Annotated in this window: 16 protein-coding genes and 2 pseudogenes; 8 read left to right on the top strand and 10 right to left on the bottom strand. The window is 68.5% G+C overall.

Features of this window, described 5'->3' with window-relative positions; translation table 11 throughout:
- Positions 1 to 5: 5 nt before the first annotated feature.
- The 3 genes from ABD198_RS09380 to ABD198_RS09370 form a co-directional block, all read right to left on the bottom strand.
- Positions 6 to 1142, bottom strand: coding sequence for a PLP-dependent cysteine synthase family protein (locus ABD198_RS09380; RefSeq protein ID WP_343999344.1), 1137 nt, complete (start codon positions 1140 to 1142; stop codon positions 6 to 8).
- A gap of 140 nt (positions 1143 to 1282) precedes the next feature.
- Complete coding sequence (locus ABD198_RS09375; protein ID WP_285511753.1) at positions 1283 to 1465, bottom strand: hypothetical protein; 183 nt, start codon at positions 1463 to 1465, stop codon at positions 1283 to 1285.
- 1052 nt (positions 1466 to 2517) lie between these two features.
- On the bottom strand, positions 2518 to 3477 hold the full coding sequence (locus ABD198_RS09370) for a hypothetical protein (RefSeq protein WP_285511752.1): 960 nt from the start codon (positions 3475 to 3477) through the stop codon (positions 2518 to 2520).
- A 178-nt stretch (positions 3478 to 3655) separates the two neighbouring features.
- Here ABD198_RS09370 and ABD198_RS09365 point away from each other — a divergent pair, with 178 nt between their 5' ends.
- From ABD198_RS09365 to ABD198_RS09355, 3 genes are all read left to right on the top strand, one after another.
- Entirely contained in the window at positions 3656 to 3928 is a 273-nt protein-coding gene (locus tag ABD198_RS09365) for a heavy-metal-associated domain-containing protein (RefSeq protein ID WP_285511751.1), read from the top strand.
- 82 nt (positions 3929 to 4010) lie between these two features.
- Positions 4011 to 6275: a heavy metal translocating P-type ATPase gene (locus tag ABD198_RS09360; RefSeq protein WP_285511750.1), complete on the top strand. Its 2265-nt coding sequence runs from the start codon at positions 4011 to 4013 to the stop codon at positions 6273 to 6275.
- 15 nt (positions 6276 to 6290) lie between these two features.
- Positions 6291 to 6587, top strand: a complete 297-nt coding sequence (locus ABD198_RS09355; protein ID WP_453850233.1) for a metal-sensitive transcriptional regulator — start codon at positions 6291 to 6293, stop codon at positions 6585 to 6587.
- Positions 6588 to 6632: 45 nt separating this feature from the next.
- On the opposite strand, the gene ABD198_RS09350 is transcribed toward ABD198_RS09355, so the two are convergent.
- From ABD198_RS09350 to ABD198_RS09340, 3 genes are read right to left on the bottom strand one after another with little or no spacing between them, the layout of a single operon-like run.
- Entirely contained in the window at positions 6633 to 7034 is a 402-nt protein-coding gene (locus ABD198_RS09350; protein ID WP_285511748.1) for a ubiquitination-like system serine protease family protein, read from the bottom strand.
- Entirely contained in the window at positions 7031 to 8212 is a 1182-nt protein-coding gene (locus ABD198_RS09345; RefSeq protein ID WP_285511747.1) for a ThiF family adenylyltransferase, read from the bottom strand. The genes ABD198_RS09350 and ABD198_RS09345 overlap by 4 nt, the downstream gene beginning before the upstream one ends.
- On the bottom strand, positions 8187 to 8489 hold the full coding sequence (locus ABD198_RS09340; protein WP_285511746.1) for a multiubiquitin domain-containing protein: 303 nt from the start codon (positions 8487 to 8489) through the stop codon (positions 8187 to 8189). The genes ABD198_RS09345 and ABD198_RS09340 overlap by 26 nt, the downstream gene beginning before the upstream one ends.
- A 102-nt stretch (positions 8490 to 8591) precedes the next feature.
- Here ABD198_RS09340 and ABD198_RS09335 point away from each other — a divergent pair, with 102 nt between their 5' ends.
- A complete protein-coding gene (locus tag ABD198_RS09335) occupies positions 8592 to 9440 on the top strand; it encodes a hypothetical protein (protein ID WP_285511745.1) in 849 nt (282 codons plus the stop codon).
- A gap of 24 nt (positions 9441 to 9464) precedes the next feature.
- Positions 9465 to 10046 carry a MarR family transcriptional regulator gene (locus tag ABD198_RS09330; protein WP_285511744.1) on the top strand — a complete coding sequence of 194 codons (582 nt, stop codon included), beginning with the start codon at positions 9465 to 9467 and terminating at the stop codon, positions 10044 to 10046.
- Positions 10047 to 10223: 177 nt separating this feature from the next.
- Here ABD198_RS09330 and ABD198_RS09325 read toward each other — a convergent pair whose 3' ends face one another.
- Entirely contained in the window at positions 10224 to 11660 is a 1437-nt protein-coding gene (locus tag ABD198_RS09325) for an MFS transporter (protein ID WP_343999336.1), read from the bottom strand.
- Between the two features lie 174 nt (positions 11661 to 11834).
- On the opposite strand from ABD198_RS09325, the gene ABD198_RS09320 reads away from it, so the two are divergent.
- Positions 11835 to 12173: a GNAT family N-acetyltransferase gene (locus ABD198_RS09320; RefSeq protein ID WP_425580442.1), complete on the top strand. Its 339-nt coding sequence runs from the start codon at positions 11835 to 11837 to the stop codon at positions 12171 to 12173.
- A 408-nt stretch (positions 12174 to 12581) separates the two neighbouring features.
- On the opposite strand, the gene ABD198_RS09315 is transcribed toward ABD198_RS09320, so the two are convergent.
- A complete protein-coding gene (locus tag ABD198_RS09315) occupies positions 12582 to 13694 on the bottom strand; it encodes a tyrosine-type recombinase/integrase (RefSeq protein ID WP_486388888.1) in 1113 nt (370 codons plus the stop codon).
- A gap of 583 nt (positions 13695 to 14277) precedes the next feature.
- Here ABD198_RS09315 and ABD198_RS09310 point away from each other — a divergent pair.
- Positions 14278 to 14409 (top strand): annotated as a pseudogene (locus tag ABD198_RS09310) (metallophosphoesterase); the annotation flags it as partial.
- A 948-nt stretch (positions 14410 to 15357) separates the two neighbouring features.
- Here ABD198_RS09310 and ABD198_RS09305 read toward each other — a convergent pair.
- Together ABD198_RS09305 and ABD198_RS09300 are read right to left on the bottom strand one after the other, a co-directional pair.
- Positions 15358 to 16017 (bottom strand): nucleotidyl transferase AbiEii/AbiGii toxin family protein, encoded by a 660-nt coding sequence (locus ABD198_RS09305; RefSeq protein WP_343999334.1) that lies wholly within the window; start codon positions 16015 to 16017, stop codon positions 15358 to 15360.
- A complete protein-coding gene (locus ABD198_RS09300) occupies positions 16014 to 16376 on the bottom strand; it encodes a hypothetical protein (RefSeq protein ID WP_343999333.1) in 363 nt (120 codons plus the stop codon). Before ABD198_RS09300 ends, ABD198_RS09305 begins: the two co-directional genes overlap by 4 nt.
- Positions 16377 to 16792: 416 nt before the next feature.
- Between ABD198_RS09300 and ABD198_RS09295 the strand changes: the two are divergent.
- Positions 16793 to 17818: pseudogene (locus ABD198_RS09295) on the top strand (MFS transporter); the annotation flags it as partial.
- Position 17819 lies beyond the last annotated feature (1 nt).

Here is a 17819-nt window from a genome sequence, read left to right as displayed (position 1 = left end):
CCCCTTCACCGGCCCTCCTCCGCGCAGTCGGCACCCGGTACGACCTCGGTGACGTCGTGGTGTGCGCCTTGCAGGGTGAGGGGATCGACCACGCTGGTGCACCGGGTCCAGCGGGTGACCTCCTTCTCGTCCAAGCGGCCGATCACTTCCGGTTCGGGCGCGGGCGGAGTGTCCAGCAGGCCGTGGGCGGCGCAGTAGCCGTCGTCGTAGACAGTCCCCAGGTAACGCTGCGGGCCGTCGGGAAAAACTGCGACGATCCGTGCGTCCGCCGGCATCGTCCGGGCCAGCCAGCCGGCCACCAGCGCGACCGCGCCCACGCTCCATCCCCCGGTGGCGTAGTGCGAGGCGGCCAGCTGGCGGCACGTCCACACGGCCTCGTGCGGGGCGACCCAGTGCACCTCGGAGAACTGCTCGTAGGCGACGTTGCGGGGGTAGATGCTGGAACCGAGTCCGCGCATCAGACGGGGTCGGGCGGGCTGTCCGAAGATCGTCGAACCGGTGGTGTCCACACCGACGACGGTCAGCTCCGGGTAGAGCTGCCGCAGGACTCGCGAGACACCCGCCGAGTGGCCGCCGGTGCCGACGCTGCACACCAGCACGTCGATGTGGCCGATCTCGGACGCGAGTTCGAGGGCCAGCGGGGTGTAGGCGGCGACGTTGTCCGGGTTGTTGTACTGGTCCGGGCACCAGGAGTCGGGGTGCTGCTCCAGTAGCCGCTGAACGCGTTCTCGGCGGGCCTGCTGCCAGCCGCCCGTGGGGTGTGGCTCGGAGACGACGTTGACCTGGGCGCCGTACGCGGTCAGCAGCCGGGTCATGGACAGCTCCAGCCCTGGATCGGTGACCAGGGTGACCGGGTGGCCGTAGACCATCCCGGCCAGGGCCAGCCCGAGGCCCAGGGTGCCGCTGGTGGACTCGATGATCCGTCCACCGGGCCGGAGGTCGCCGCGGGCCCTGGCCCGCTCCACCATGTGCAGCGCCGGCCGGTCCTTGATACCCCCAGGGTTGAATCCCTCAAGCTTCGCCCAGAAGCCGCGCCCGGCCGGAGCCAGGGGTTCCGACACCCGCAGCAGCGGGGTGTTGCCGACCAGTCCGGACAGGGCGGACTGGCCGGGGCCGACCGCGGTCTTGGTCAATGACTGCATGTCTGTGTTGTCGCTCTCGCTCGATGAGTGCAGGGTGCGGATTCATCTCGCGCCCCATGGCGACAGGGCGGACCGTGGGTCCACGGTCAGGCCATGGGCGCGCGGCAGCCGGCGAGGTCGGTCGGCTGCGAGCGAGTGGTCTAGATCCGCCACCGCGAGGTATGGACGAGCGCCATTCGGCCGGTTCGGGTGCCGTGACGTCTGCGGACTTCACGCCGTGCGAGGGGGCTGCCCACCACCAGTGTCACGGCGACGAGGACGACGACGGCCATCGCGACGAGAGGAAGCTCCTCCGCCGACTGGGCCGTCGTGCGGACGATCATGTCCGACGCACAGTCCTCACCTCCGTGAGGGCCGTGAGGGCCGTGAGGCCCGTGAGGATCTCCGTCCGCCGGGAGCACCGAGGCAGCGGCAGGGAGGGACACCGATCGGTGTGTCTCCTCAGGCATTCCATGGACAACGGCGCACAACATCAGTGCCATCACCACGACGCCGAAGATCACCGAGACGAGCGGGCGCCACCACGACAAGCCGCTTGGGGTCCACAAGGCACGCCCGGGCGTACGGGAGTGTGTCGGCACAGGTCCTCCGCGCTGCTGCGACCCCTCCTACGAGTACGCAGGAAGACACAGACATGGGTGGGGGGGGCAGGACGGCATCGACGAACGTGACGACCCATCATGAGCACAGGGCGCGTAGCTCGTCGCGCGCTCTCAGCCGAACCGGTGACGACCGGCAGGCCGGTTGGCGGACTCTGTACTTCTAGACCTGCTGAACCAAGGAGGCGGCTCTTGGAGCCATAGGAGACATCCCACCCGCACGCAGATCAGCGGCAGACACGCGAAGGGCCGAGGCGTCCTCGGCGCCGGTTGATTCGCGAACCGACGCTGCAAAGCACGGCGAGGCCAAGACAGAACCCTGCTGCGGCTGCCCTGACACACACTCCTGCCCGGGATGCGACGGCTCGTGACCACCACGGTGATCACCAGACACCCCTGCGAACAGCGGAGAAGACTCTGCGGCTACATGGCGAATGTCATCGGCCGGCGGCACCGGCGAGGTCGTTGCGCTGGTGGAGAGGTGTCCCGCGACGGTCTCGACGTGCACGCCATGGGTCAGGAGGACGCCGAACAGAAGTACTGCCACGGCCAGCACGCGCAGCAGCGGACCCGCATCGGAGCGGGCCCGGAGCATACGCTGGGGCGACCAAGCCGTAACCATGCCGTGATCCTAGCGGCTTGCCGCCAGTGATCCACCACCACTCCTGAAACTCAGGGTTAACTCGCCGGGGAATGGCTCGTTTGCACCGGCGAGTGTGCGCCCGGGCGCGGATGGCGGCGCGACGTCAGCCGGTGGTCGGTGAGGACCGCACGCCTCAGTGCGCGTGCCCGGCCTCTACCGAGTCGGACTGGGCATGCGAAGGCTTGCCGGACTCGCCCACCGCGCCGCCCGCATGCACCGTGAAGGCTGCCGTTCGCACCTTGCCCTGGTGCTGGAAGTCCAGGAAGAGGCGGTACGCGCCGGCGCTGGGCGCCGTGGCCGTGAAGGAGACCTCGGGGCCGGGCTGGGTCTTGCCGTCGCCGGGCTCACCGTTGGGGTGGACGTGCAGGTAGGCGAGGTCACCGGAGCGCAGGGCGACCAAGTGACCGTAGGCGCCCAGGTACGGCTGAAGGTCTTGGACCGCCTTGCCGTCCTTCGTCACCGTGAGCGTCAGCTCGCGGGCCTTGCCGGGAATCAGGTCGCCTTTGAGCTTCACCTCGTAGCCGTCGACGTGGGCGGTCGCGTTGTGCTCCGGCAGGGCAGCGGGCTTGTACGTCCCGGCTGCCGCGAGGTCGGTACCGAGTGTGACGGTCGCGCCGCCCTCGGGCTTGAAATCGGCGAAGACGCGGTAGCTGCCGGCCTTGGGCAGCTCCACCGGCGTGGACCAAGTGCCGTCCGATGCACGGGTGGGATGCAGGTGGCGGTAAACGGTCAGGTCGCGCGAGGCCAGGATCAGATGCAGTTCCTTGCCGTGTTCCAGCTGGTACGCCGTGAGGTTGTGGCCGGTCCCGTCGTGTACGACGGCGAAGCGCAGCTCGGATTTCTCGCCGGCCTTCACGAGCGGGGTCTTGAGGTCGAGCGTGTAGCCAGCCTGTGAGACCTGCAGCCCTCCTGGCGACGCCGCCGCTTCGTGCCCGCCGCCCGTCTGCTCGTGGCCGGCAGTCTCGTGGCCGTCGTGGGCAGCGCTTCTTGGCGCGGGCGAGAGCTCGCCGACGGACCCTCCCACGCCGTAGGCGGTGCCGAAGGTCGCGGCGAGCGCGGCAGCGAAGACAGTGATCCGCAGTCCGGTGTTCATGACCCACTCCTCATCTCCCTGGCCGCTCATAGGTGCGACCGCACCTCAAGATACCCCTAGGGGGTATAAAGTCAAGCAGACATCGACTCTTGCGCTCGATACGGGTGGGGGGTATACATGGAGCCGTCGCCGGTACCCCTGGGGGGTATCACCGCCACCATCTGAAGAGGACGATCCCATGTCGAACTGCTGCACCCCCGACGGAAGCTGCCACACCAGCTCGGAGATCAAGACCACTTACAAGGTCGACGGTGTCGGCAGTGCCCACTGCCAGGGCGTTGTCGCCAGGGCGGTGGGTGCCCTGGAGGAGGTCGCCGCGGTCGAGGTCGAGATCGGTACCGGCCTGGTCACGGTGACGACCGCCGCCGAGCCTGACGAGTCGCTCGACGCGCTGATCGCCAAGACCGTCGACGAGGCCGGATACGACTTCGCCGGCCGCGTGGCCGCCTGATCCACCGACCTCGGCGGGGCCGGCATGCCCGGCCGGCCCCGCCCCCATCCAAGATCGCGTCCGTGAGCTGCGAGGAGCAGACATGACCACCACCACGCCCGGCGCCGCCGAGGTCGAACTCGCCATCGGCGGCATGACCTGCGCCTCGTGCGCTGCCCGGATCGAGAAGAAGCTCAACCGCATGGACGGGGTCGAGGCCACCGTCAACTACGCCACGGAGAAGGCCAAGGTCACCTTCCGCGAGGACATCACCGTCGGGGACCTGATCGCCACGGTGGAGGCCACCGGCTACACGGCCCGAGAGCCCGAGCCCGCGCGCACCGAACCAGAGGCCGGCAGCGGCACCACCTCGGCCGAGGGCGATGAACTGCGGCCGCTGCGTCAGCGGTTGACGGCAGCCGTGGTCCTCGCCGTCCCCGTGATAGCGATGGCCATGGTCCCGGCACTTCAGTTCGATTACTGGCAGTGGCTTTCGCTGACGCTGGCGGCGCCGGTGGTGACGTACGCCGCCTGGCCTTTCCACAAGGCCGCTTGGACCAACGCCAAGCACGGCGCGGCGACCATGGACACGCTCATCTCCGTCGGCACTTCGGCGGCGTTCCTGTGGTCGCTGTGGGCGCTGTTCTTCGGCACTGCCGGCATGCCCGGCATGACTCACCCCTTCGAGCTGACCATCGCCCGCTCTGACGGCGCCGGGAACATCTACCTGGAGGCCGCGGCCGGTGTGACGGCGTTCATCCTGGCCGGCCGGTACTTCGAGGCCCGCTCCAAGCGGAAGGCGGGGGCGGCGCTCAAGGCATTGCTGGAGCTGGGCGCCAAGGAGGTCACTGTCCTGCGCGGCGACCGGGAGGAACTTGTCCCCGTCGGCGAGTTGAGGGTCGGCGACCGGTTCCTGGTGCGGCCCGGCGAGAAGATCGCCACCGACGGTGTGGTCGTGGAGGGCTCGTCCGCCGTGGACGCCTCCATGCTCACCGGCGAGTCCGTACCGGTCGAGGTCGGCGTCGGCGACGCGGTCACCGGTGCCACGCTGAACGCCGGCGGGCGCCTGGTGGTGCAGGCCACGCGGGTTGGCGCCGACACCCAGCTCGCCCGGATGGCCAAGCTGGTGGAGGACGCGCAGAACGGCAAGGCCGCCGCCCAGCGGCTCGCCGACAAGATCTCCGCCGTCTTCGTCCCGGTCGTGATCGCCCTGGCCTTCGGCACGCTCGGGTTCTGGCTCGGCAACGGCGCGGGCCTGACCGCCGCCTTCACCGCCGCCGTCGCCGTCCTGATCATCGCCTGCCCCTGTGCCCTCGGACTGGCCACCCCGACCGCGCTGATGGTCGGCACCGGACGCGGCGCCCAGCTCGGCATCCTCATCAAGGGCCCCGAGGTCCTGGAGACCACCCGCAAGGTCGACACCATCGTCCTGGACAAGACCGGCACCGTCACCACCGGCAAGATGACCCTGCTCGCCGTGCACACCGCCGACGGCACCGACGAGGACCAGGTCCTGCGCCTAGCGGGAGCCTTGGAGCACTCCTCCGAGCACCCCATCGCCCAGGCCGTCGCTTCCGGCGCCGCCGCCCGTGTCGGCACGCTGCCCGCCCCGGAGGACTTCGCGAACATCGCCGGGCTCGGCGTCCAGGGCATCGTGGAGGGTCACGCGGTCCTCGTCGGCCGCGAGAAGTTGCTGGCCGAGTGGGCGATGAGCCTGCCGGTGGAGTTGGAGCGCGCCAAGGCGGAGGCCGAGGCTGCCGGTCGCACGGCGATCGCGGTCGCGTGGGACGGCGAGGCCCGCGCGGTCCTTGAGGTCGCCGATGCGATCAAGCAGACCAGCCCGGAGGCGATCAAGCGGATGCGCGCCCTGGGCCTGACGCCCATCCTGCTGACCGGCGACAACAAGGCGGTCGCCGAAGCCGTCGCCGCGGAGGTCGGCATCGCTCCCGAGCACGTGATCGCCGAGGTCATGCCGCAGGACAAGGTCGACGTCGTCAAGCGCCTGCAGAGCGAGGGCCGGTCGGTCGCCATGGTCGGCGACGGCGTCAACGACGCGGCTGCGCTGGCTCAGGCGGACCTGGGGCTGGCGATGGGAACGGGGACGGACGCCGCGATCGAGGCGGGCGACCTGACGCTGGTGCGGGGCGACTTGAGGGTGGCGGCGGACGCCATCCGCCTTTCCCGCAAGACGCTGGGCACCATCAGGTCGAACCTGTTCTGGGCGTTCGCCTACAACGTCGCCGCTCTCCCGCTCGCGGCCGCCGGCCTGCTCAACCCTATGATCGCGGGCGCGGCGATGGCCTTCTCCTCGGTCTTCGTGGTCGGCAACAGCCTGCGCCTGCGGGGCTTCCAGCCCGCCGACCGCTGACCCGCCACCGACGGAGTGAGGGAGACCACCGTGGCTGGATACGCAGGCCAGAAGGAAGACATCGTCCGACGGTTGCGCCGGATCGAGGGCCAGGTGCGAGGGCTTCAGCGCATGGTCGAGGAGGACGCCTACTGCATCAACGTCCTCACCCAGGTCGCCGCCGTCAACGCCGCGCTCCAGTCCTGCGCTCTGGCCCTCCTCGAGGAACACCTCAACGGCTGCGTCACAGAGGCGATCGTGGAGGGCGGCGAGCAAGCCCAGGCAAAGGTCAGCGAGGCGTCCCAGGCCATCGCCCGGCTCGTACGGGCCTGACCACCGAGGGACCGGGCGCCGGCGGATCAACCGCCGGCGCCCGGATTATTGCCGTAGCCACCGCCGCACGCGCTGCCGGAAGCGAGCGGCGAGGGACCGGCGCCTTGGTTCGGAATGTCCTTGGCCGGACTGGCCGGTGCCGGTGCGTGCAGCTTCGATCTGTCTCGGCGTCCACCGTTCGGCCCACTGGGCGGTGTTACCGCGGATCCAGTAGTGGGATCGGCAGGGGTAGCTCCAGTTCCCGATGGAGGGGCTGAGGCTGATGGATGCGCCGTCGAACGTGAGGCTCCAGTCGGTCGGGCTGAGCGGCGTGACGACCTTGTTGCCGCACCCGCAGCAGCACAGGTGGACCACCGTCGTGAAGGGCAGGGACACGTAGAGGACGCCGGGTTCGAGCTGTTCGGGGACGTAGTGGACGAACTCGTGGGTGAGCCGCACCGCTCTCACGGGGTGTCCTCGTTGGTCAGGACGTTGCCATCGATCTGGTACACACTGTGGAACTCCTGCTCGAGGTCCAGGTAGAACCCGCACAGCTTCTTCCACCTGATGACGGCCAGCGTTGCGTTGAGCGCGTTGAGATCGGCGATCTGGATGTTGCGCTGGTAGTCGTTGGGGCCGGCACCGTCTGCCACGGGGATGCGCTGGTGGCCGTGCACGTGCTGACGCCTGGCCGGAGTGCTGGTGGTGACCCTTACCAGGCCGGACAGTTGTCCGTCGGTCTCGTATACGCCCATCCCCACGTCGATGAACGCCACCTGGTGCCGCTCAAGTCCCTCGACGATCCGGCGTCGAGCGTTGTTGTCGTCCAGGGACAAGAAGACGAAATCCGCAGTGCCCAGCGTGTCGATGTTGGTCTCGTCCACGTAGACGGGGTGGGCGATGACGCCGGGGTGCATCCGGCTGTAGACCGCAGCGAAGTGCTCGGCCTTGTTCGGGGTCGCCTCAAGTTCTTCGCGTGAGACCGCGCCAGGCGAGCGGAAGGCGTTGTGCTGCAGGAACTTGTCACCGTCGTAGAGATGGATCTCCGCCACGGGAGTCTTCGCGACGAGGTCGAGGATGTAGCTTCCGGTTCCTCCCAGCCCCACGATGGCAACACGCAGGCCCTGAAGACGGCGTGAGACGGTTGCGATGCCGGCCCTGCTGGAGGCGGTGTCCGCGTACCGGAAGACCGGATCCTCGGCATGGTCGTCAAGGACGGGAAACGTCACCGCTGTGGCCTCGGGGTCCAGTTGCTGGGCCTGGGAGACCAAGATGGCGGCGTAGGTCGCCATCTTGGCGTAGTAGTCCGGGTAGCCGGCTGCCGGCTTGCTGGAGAAGGTGAAGTCGACTTCCACCCCGGGCGCCGGGGTCTGCCGCCCGCGGCTGTTGATGAGGGCTTCGAGCGGCTGCCCCAGGTGGTCGCAGGGCTCGGCGCCACTGAACATGACGACGTGCGTGCTCGGGACCACTGTCACGTCACCGGCCAGAGACAGCTCCGAGACGAGAACTCCGTAGCGGACCTGGCGCTGGGCATCCACGTAAGGCACGTGGTGCATCAGCAGCAACCCGGACCGGACTTCGATCTCGTATCCCTCGTCCTGCAGGCGGCGCAGGTCCGGGCTACGACTTGTCAGTTGCGGTGACACTGAACACCGTCCTGTTCTTGATCTTCACGCTGGCGCCTGCGGTGAGCGTGCCCTCGGCCGGCTTCTGGTCGGCATGCCGGAAGCTGACCGTGATGAGGACGTAGGGGCCGGTGGGCACCGGGTCGAAGGCGAGAGAGACGACCTCCTCGAAGGAGAGTGCGTCCGTGGACACGGTTCGCTCCTGCCCGTTGACGATGATCTTGTAGTCGCGGGGGTGCCCAGACTCGCTCGGGGTGTCGGGACGGCTCACGGCCAGCTCCTTCTTCTTCGTTTTCATTGACGACAGTGAAAGCGTAGCACAGGAGGGGCTGAGGGTGCGTGGACTCGTCCACACAGGTGACCTCGCGCCAGATCCTCGCGGCTGGCATGCTGTTCAGCCGTGCTACTGGAACTCGCCGGACGTCATCCGCTGTTGCGCGACAGCCTCGCCATCCAAAGCACCGACGACAGCCGAATCGTCCTGGACGCACGGCGCTTGCTGTTCGCCAGCCCGCTCGACCTGACAGCTACGGCCGCCATCGCGCACGCCCACGCAGCCGTGGGCGCACAAGCGACCCTGTTGCTCCCCGATTCAAAGGACGTCACCGCTTACGTGCAGCGGATGGACCTGCTCAAGGCCCTGCCGTCAGGCACACATGTCGAAGGGAAGGTCCCCGAGGAGATTCGTAGCGACCGCTCGGCCACCCTGCTCGAAGTCGCGGCCCTGCGGCCCGACACCGCCGACGCCATCAGCGAAGGACTCGGACGAGTGGCCACCCAGCATCTCGGCCCACGCGACGGACGCCGCGTCTTCAAAGGCATCGGTGAACTGATCGACAACGCCATCAGCCACGGCGCCAGCACCTGCGGCGCCTTCATCGCCGCGCAGGCTTACAGCGGCAAAACCACCGGCTACCGGCGCCTGGAGATAGCCGTGTGCGACACCGGCATCGGAGTCCTCACCCACCTGCGCCGCAACCCGGAACACGCCCACGTCACGACCAGCGCCGAAGCCCTTGAGCACGCTGTGCGGCCCGGCGTCAGCGGCACCCGCGACACACGCGGCAACGGCCTCCCCGACCTGCTGGCCGGCACGAGCGACACCGCCGCCACCCGCCTCGTCCTGCGGAGCGGCGACGGCCTGCTGCGCGCCGGTCGACTCCGCCGCGCGGCGGTCACCCGCAGCCTCTCCACACGAGCCCCCGTACAGGGAACGTGGTCCTGGCTGAGAGTCTCGTATCGTCCATGACCGACCTGTGCTTCAATGAATGAAATGAAACCGCAGAAACGCGAGACGCTGCTCACTTACCCCGTGAAAGAGCACGGCACGTTTCTCGCCACCAGGGTGAAGGGTGCCGACGCACGCCGAGCCCTGGAAGAGCAACTCACGGCCGCTGCTCCCGTCGCCCTGCTGACCATCGACTTCGGCGGCGTGGAAGCGATGACCAACAGCTTCGTGGACGAATTCCTCGGCAAGTTCTATCTCCTGCTGGCTGCCGGAGACGTCAGCGCAGACGGCGTCCGGCTGGTCGGCCTGGACGAAGAGACCCGCGAGGGTGTCACTGTCTGCCTGGAGCGACGTAAGCAGGTCGCTGTCGACGGCGACACCCATGAGCTGCTGGGTGACGCATCTATTCTCGCCGGCACTTATGAAGAAGCACGTCGGCTGGGTGACTTCCGGGCCGCCGAGCTGGCTGAGGCGCTCGGTATCTCCTTGCCCAATGCCAACAACCGGCTCAAACGCCTGGTCGAGGCCGGGGCCCTGTACCGGGAGCGTTCTGCCGGACCCGAGCGGGGCGGGAAGGAGTTCACCTACCGTCTGGCCACGGCCGGAGACGGGCGAGGGGGCATGTAGTCGGCCCGGGCGCCCTTTCGAGTGGTTCTGCGCTGATCTGGTGCGCCGCGTGGGACCGCTGTCACCGGCGGCGCCGCTTGTGGACAGAGCCATCCGCTGCCGGTCTGGGACCGTGCAGCGGATGGCTTCTTCGTGATCTCTCAGCGTTGTGCCGCAGTCCGCGGACCGGGTGGGCAGCTATGCGCGGACCCTCTCGCCCTGCCCGACCGGGTCAGCGTCGGATCCGGTGGCAGCCTTCTCGCCCCGCATCACCAGCAGGGTGATCAGGCCGCCCACCGCGGCGATCGCGGCGGCCCAGACGAACGCGGCGCTGAAGCCGTCCGTCAGTGCGGGCAGGTTGCCCAGCTGTCCGGCGCCCTGCGAGGTGGCCACCGCGGTCAGGGCCGCGAGGCCCAGGGCCGACCCCACCTGGTAGGTGGTGTTGACGATGCCGGACGCCAGACCCGCCTGCTCCTGCGGAGCGTCCGACATCGCGGCCATCATCGCCGGGATGTAGGCCAGCGACATGCCGAGCGCCGCGACCAGTGAGGCGGGCAGGACATCGACGGCGAAGGTACCGGTCGGCTCCACGGCGGACAGCCACAGCAGCCCGGCCGCGAGGACCAGCAGACCACCGCCGATCAGCGGCTTGGCCCCGAACTTCGCCAGCAGCTTCGCCGTGATCGCCGTCATGAAGATCATCAGCAGGCCGGTCATCGGCAGCAGCGCGGCACCGGAGGCGAAGGCCCCGTAACCGAGCACCTGCTGCAGGTACAGGTTCAGGAAGTACCACATCGGAATCCACGCGGCGCCCAGCAGCGCCATCGCGAGGTTCGCCGAACCCAGCCGAGGCACACGCCAGATGCCGAGCGGCATCAGCGGCTCGCGCACCGACTTCTGGATCACGAAGAAGAGCACGAGCAGCCCGGCGGCGCCGGCCAGCTGGAGCACGGTGCCGGTGGAGGTCCAGCCGCTCTCCGGTGCACGGACGATAGCGAAGACGGCGAGTGCGAGGCCCGCGGTGACCGCGGCGGCACCGAGCACGTCCACGGAGCCGCGTCGGCCGCCGACCGCGGGCAGCAGCTTCGTGGCCGCAAGGGTGGCGGCGCCGATCGGGATGTAGATGATGAAGACCCACGGCCAGCTCAGCCACTCGGTGAACACACCGCCGAGGAACACACCGGCAGTGCCGCCGGCGGGCGCGGCGGCGCCGTAGAGCGCCATGGCCTTCCCGAGCTCCTTCGGGTCGTGCATGAAGAGCATCATCAGCAACGTCATGGCAGAGGGCGCGATCAGCGCACCGCCGACGCCCTGCACCGCCCGGCCGACGACCTCGACCCACGCCGTCTGGGCGGCGGCTGCGACGACCGAGCCGGCGATCAACACGACCCAGCCGGTGTTGAAGACCTTCCGGGCGCCCAGCAGGTCGGACAGTCGCCCGCCGAGGAGCAGCAGCCCGCCGAAGGCGATGACGTACGCGTTGAAGACCCACTGCAACTCGCCCTGCGAGAAGCCGAGGTCCTTCTGCATCTCGGGAAGCGCCACCCCGATGATCGACGTGTCCATGATGACCATGAACTGTGCCGCGGCGAGCACGACCAGCGCCCACCAGCGTCGCGGATTGACAGTTGACATCACGCACTCCTCTCATACCCCCAGGGGGTACCTGTGTTGGGCACCGTAACATACCCCCTCTGGGTATGTGACTAGGAAGAGAGAAGCTTCGACCGGCGATCGGGCGGCGCCCCACCGTAGGAGCCGACGCGGTCAGATCAAGTGCGCTTGCGCGAGGCGGAGTTACGGCCCCGCATGACGCCGCGCCGCTGTGCGGCGAACCCGCCGACGACTCGCCCCTCAGGCGTCGTGGTGCGGCACGATGGCCGACCCGTCGGCATGGGGCGGATCATCGGGGACGGGGGCTGCTTCTTCCAGATCGTCGACATCTGCGTGCTGCCCGAACACCAGGGCAAGGGGCTCGGGCGGGCTGTCTTGCAGGCGCTTACCGACGAGTTGGAGCGCCGCGCCCCGGCGCGCTCCTACATCTCGCTCATCGCGGACGGCGACGCCCGTCACCTCTACCGAGAGTTCGACTTCACCGACAGAGCACCTGACTCCATTGGCATGGCCCGCTTCCTGGGCACCGCCTGAACCTCACCCCGCGGGCAGCACACAGGAGAGCCGAACGAGTAGCCCTCCGCCGCGACGTCAGATTGGTGATAGCCGCCGCCCGCTGGTCATCGGCAATGGCGTCCCGGCAGCAGTGGCCAGGCCCACCACGTGGAACGCCGCCCTGCCAACCCGCGGGCAGGTACGAGGCCCCCACGGCACCTCGCCGCAATGGCAACATGCCCTTCAAGCGCAGGTTTCTGCGCCAGTTCAACGCGCCCTCCGGCACGGACAGAACCAGAGACCGCAGACGACGGGCCCGGCGCTGCGAAGATCCGGCCATTCCCAGGCCAACAGCTCCGGGGGTAACCGTAGTCGACCTGTTCACAGGTCAGCGAGGCATTGCTGTGCCACCAGCAGACCAAGAGCCTGCCGTTCGTAGTGGGCGCATCACGCAGCCTCCCACAGCCCTGCATCCAGGATGCGCGCTGCCTTTGTAATACTTCCTGGCATCAAATGCCGGTACGTGCGGTACGTCTCCTCGATCGACTTGTGGCCCATCCACTCCGCCACGTCGGTGATCGGTATTCCGCTTCCGAGGGCGTTCGAGGCGAAGTAGTGCCGGAAGCTGTACATCCCCACACCCTCCGCTGCAGGGAGTTCCTTGAACAGCTTTTGGACACGCCGACGTTCCATCGGCTCCGTGTAGTAGCCGCTTGGGCCGCGCAGCAGGTAACCCTCCTTCGTGGCTCCGTGCTTCTCCTCGTAGCGCTCCATCGCCTCCCGCACTGAGCGAGGCAGCGGAACTTCCCTGAACTCACCCGCCTTGCGGTGCTTCAGCTTGGCCGGCTTGTGCGTGTTGGAGTGGATCTGCTCGTGAACCCTATAGACGTCGTCCGCCACGACGTTGTTGACGTTCACGGCGCGGGCCTCGCCGTTGCGCAGGCCGCAGCCCACCATCATGACAATCTCAAGCGCGAGGTCGTCGTCGGCGACAGTCAGAGCCTTCTTAACGTAGGCGAGGGAGGGTATGACCACCTTCTCACGGACGTACTCGGGCTCCTGGACGCCTTTCACAGGGTCATCTGCCATGGCCCCCTTGATATAAGCGTCTCGCAAGATGGCCTTGAGGGTGCGGAATATGTTCACCTGATTTCCGCGCCCCACCCCGTCGGTCTCCAGTTCCTCCAGGAAGCGCTCGACCACGATCGGCGTAACTGAGTTCAGTTTTCGCGAACCGAGCCGAGGAACGATGTGCACATTGATCGAACTGTCGACGTGCTCGCCCGTGGAGTACTCCGTCATTTTGCGCTGTCTAGGGCGCCACTGCTTCGCGTATTCCTCGACCGTCTGCTGGCCCAGCTCACGACGGGCCTGGGCGACGGATGGCGCAGTGTTTCTCTTCTCAGCGTAGATCTGCGTGAGGCGCTCGATCGCGTCGTCCTGCGTGCCATAACCGGCCTCCTCGCGCTGCTTGCCCAGCGCGTCCCGGAACCGAATCGTGTACGGGTGTGGGCAACGGGTCGGCTTGGCGCAGTCGCAGTCCTTGAAGAAGGACCCCATGCCGCGGGCGAGCTGTCGGGCCACGTGTCGAACCTTCCGAGCGGGAGCAAGCGATCATGCACAGGCGCTGCACAGAGGCGGAAGGTCAGCAAGCGGAGACAGGGCTGCGACGCATGCTGACCTTTTGCTGACCTGAGGGGCCCCCATCATGCCCCTGACCTGCGCAGACGTCCAAATGCTAGATCTTGGACTTGAACATGGTGCGCAGCACGTTGGACTCCTGGAAGTCGGCTCCCTGCCTGCTTTTTGCAGGTCAAGGGCGGTATCACTCTACAACTGGCACGAGCCCGACTCGAAGATTGTGAGGAACATCGCTTCACTCCGGTGAGCAGGCTCCTGCCTGGGCTTCCGCGCGAACTCGGCTGTTGTGGCTCGTCGAAGATGCACCTACGCGAGCGGCCTTCGCGAAACGTGCCAAGATCGATTCTGACAAAACGCTGACATACCTGACGGCATATCAGAAGCCTGAGGGCATGGGGCGGGTCACTGCCCAAAGGGGCCGCGCCCATGAACGCCGGGCCGGCCGGCCCGAAGTCGACCGGATACAGTGCGCGAGACGGCAGCCCGGTCGGGGAGGGGAAGCGTGACCGACACCAGCAGCATCCGGTCTGCCAAGGATGGAGCGCAGGCCCCGCGGCCGAGCCGACTGCACCGCCTGATGCGCTGCATCCCCCTGATCGCCCCCGTCCTGCTGTGGGCCGCGCCTTGCTGGGTGCGAAGGTCCGGGACGGCCTCCCCCGAGAGCCAGATCCACCGCGACGTGGCGCTGGCGCGCGCCACCAGGGCGCTCCGCCCCCCGGAGGCGGAGCGCACGACGGCGATCGCCTTGTCCAGGGCGTCGGCCTGCTGCGGATCATCGATCCACAGGACGAGACCAACGTGCCACCGCGCCATCCGGTAGCGCAGGCGTCCTTCGGCGAGGTCCTCCGCCATCGGTGCCCCGCTGGCGATCAGCTGGATCAGTGCGATCCCCTCGCCATCTGTATCACCTGTTGCTGTGCCGGGGTGAGGCACCGTTGGACTGGCCGGGAACGCCCGGCCGAACAGCATGACGGGGGCGTTGAAGCTGATGAACTTGATTGGGTGACGTCGGGGACGCTTGCCTGACGCCGGCCTGTCGGCTGCGGTGACTGCGAGGTACGCGCAGGGCGGCGGGCTGACCGTCAAGGCTGCGACAGCCGGCCGGTTCTGACGGGGTTCAGCCCTTCTCAACCCAGGCGCGGGCACGCGCACATGGCCCGCGCCGAGGGACATCTCGGGCGCGGACACCGAGGACTCGCGCGAACTACCACAGCCGGATGATGTTCGCTTCTGCTGGCAGACGTCTGCTGCAGGGACAGCACCGGTCCCGAGCCGATGCTGTCAGCACTGGTAGTAAATGGATCCAGCGGGAAGCCTTCCGACCAATTCTTCGAGCTGGCTGTTACCGAGTTCGACCGTCGGGACCCGGACTGGACCTGAGAGTGGGAGCGGGATGCGGTGTTTGATCGTTACCGCAGCCCGGTTTCGCCATGAGTCCACTGCGGGGTATCGCTCGGCTGCCATGCACATCCGCCGTGCAGGGCAGCCACCCACCGTGAACGGCTCCGGATTGGAACCTGCTGGCTACAGCGCATCCTCTTGTTGCAATGGCGGTAGAGGGGATGGACGCGGTGACTGCCTCTCAGGCGTTCTCGTCATGGATCCGCGCACCCAGATCCTCCGCCCACTCCAGCGCCCACGCCTTGAGTTCTTCGATCTGCCGGGAGGTGAGCCCGTACGCGGTGTAGTCCTCATCCTCGTACCAGTCCGCGCCGATCAGCCGGTCCCGGAGGTCCTCGAGGCTGAACTCGTCGTGAGCGCGACGGCGGCCCAGTGATTCGAGGTCGGCGGTTGAGCGGTGGCGGGAGGCAGCCTGGACGTCGATAAGGTCGCGGACGGTGCCGCGGTCGGCGAGGGCACGGACCTTGGTGCCGATCACGTCGTCGAGGGAGAGAACGGGCCCGTATGGGGTCTGGGCAGGCGGAGCCCAGAATGCCTCCTTGAGAATGTCGACCTCGCACTCCTCGCCGGTGTCCGGATCGGTGACGAGGAACCGGCCACTGAGCGGATCGGTCTGGACGTGCGTGGTCCGCCATCCGCGCGCGCTGAGGTCTGCTGTGAGTGAGGCGACGATCTCCTGCATCGGAGCGGGGTTCTCGGTGGCGACGTCGAGGTCACGGCTGAAGCGTTCGACCAGGCCGTGGGCCTGCACGGCGTATCCGCCGGTGAGGACCAGAGGGTAGGGGGAGCCGAGGTCGAGGATGTCGGCGAGGAGACGCTCGTGGAGCGGAGTGAGCTTCACGCGGGGGTCGGATCGGCGAGAGCGGTGCGGAGCAGCTCAGGGAAGGCGTCCTCCCAGACCTCGCGGATGTAGGGACTGATCAAGCGCCGCAACACGGGCCACTGCTCGGTGAGCAACCGGTGGTGCAAGAGGGCCACCAGGTCCTCACTCAGTCCTTCGGCGAGGACGGTCCGGTAGAGCGTCATGCGGGACTTCGGACGGTCCAGGCTGTAGCTGGTCCGCCCGGACCAGGCGATGTGGAGCGGCAGGTCCACTTCGCCCTCAACGGGACCGGCCAGCTCCTGCAAGCGCTCGGGCAGTCGGCTGCGGTAGCGGTCCCGCAGCACCTCGGCTCGGGGGGCGGGGATCGTCGTGTCCATGCATCCAGTATCGCTGCTGGGAGGCGGCGGCATGGCGGATACGGGGGTCCCCCTGTCGTACGTACGGGTCGGGGCTGCCCCCCTTCCCTCGGACATCTCCCCCAGCGGGCGCCCAGCGCATCATGGTCCACCCGTGCAGCTACCAGGTGGCTCGGCAACCGGCTGCCCTGCCGGCCTGGGACCGGTCCCCCTCGCGGGCGCGGGTGATCATGACGCAGCAGGTCACACGGGGGCCACCGCGGTGGAGTCGGCTGCGGCTTCGGTCTCGGAAATGACGACGGTGCCGAAGCCGAGGCCCGTGGCGCCGACGTAGGGGACGAAAGGACACCGGGGCGACCGAGGTCGCGGTTGCGGCCGGAGGGGGCAGGCGGCATCCATGAGGCACGCCGCTTCGACCCCACTCGTCCCCCGTCGCGGGACGGTACACGGACCGCCTGAGCGGGAGGGTGGTGCTCGCCGTCCTGTTCGCGGGCGCCGGCCTGGCCCTCCTCGGTGTCGCGGCGGCTCCCTCGTACGGCTGGCTGCTGGTCGCCGTGGCCCTCAGCGGGGCGACGCAGGCCTTGTCCAACCCCGTGACCAACCAGCTCATCGCGGCACACGTGTCCCAGGGGCAGCGGGGCGGGCTGATGGGCGTCAAGCAGTCGGGGGTTCAGATGAGCCAGTTCGGGGCCGGCCTTCTCCTGCCGAGCCTCGCACTGTGGTGGGGATGGCGCGGCGCCGCCCTGGCCGCCGCGGTGGTCGCCGTGGCGGGGCTGGTCATGGTGCGGAGCGCGGTGCCGGCCGTGCCGCCGGCCCCCGCCCGGGGTCCGGGACACCGGCTCGCGGACCTTCCGGTCGGGGTGTGGTGGCTCACCGGCTACGCCCTCGCGTCCGGTGCCGCGCTCCAGGCCACCAACGTCTATCTGCCTCTCTACGGTTTCGAGCGGCTGGAGATGCCCGTGCGGGCGGCCGGTCTGACCGTCGCCGTGGCCGGCGGGGTGGGACTGGTGGCCCGCATCGCCTGGGGGCGCTCGGCGGACCGCGTACGCAATCCGTACCCTTTGCTGTCCGTCCTGGCTGCCGTCTGCGCACTCGCCATCGGCGGTCTCATGGTGGCCGACACCATGGACGCGCCCGCACTGTTGTGGGCCGGCGCCGCGGTGTTCGGCGCGAGCGGCATCGCCGCCAACGTGGTGATCATGCTCGCCCTTGTCCGGACGATGCCCCTGAGCGTGGTGGGCTCGGCGTCCGGGGTCCTGGCCGTCGGCCTCTATCTCGGTTTCGCCCTGGGCCCGGTGTGTTTCGGCCTGCTCGCCGACGCCGCCGGCTCCTACGGCCCCGCCTGGTCCGGTGTGCTCGCTGCCAACGCCGTGGCGGCGGGAGTGGCGTTCGCCGGACGCCGTGTCCATCGTGAGGAGCGTCGCGCTCCGGCCGCCGGGGCATCGCCGCCCGGCTGGACATGAC

The sequence above is a fragment of the Streptomyces thermocarboxydovorans genome (assembly GCF_039524635.1).
Lineage (GTDB): Bacteria > Actinomycetota > Actinomycetes > Streptomycetales > Streptomycetaceae > Streptomyces > Streptomyces thermocarboxydovorans.
The sequence above is the reverse complement of the archived record's forward strand: the minus strand, read 5'-3'. Positions and strand labels throughout refer to the sequence as shown.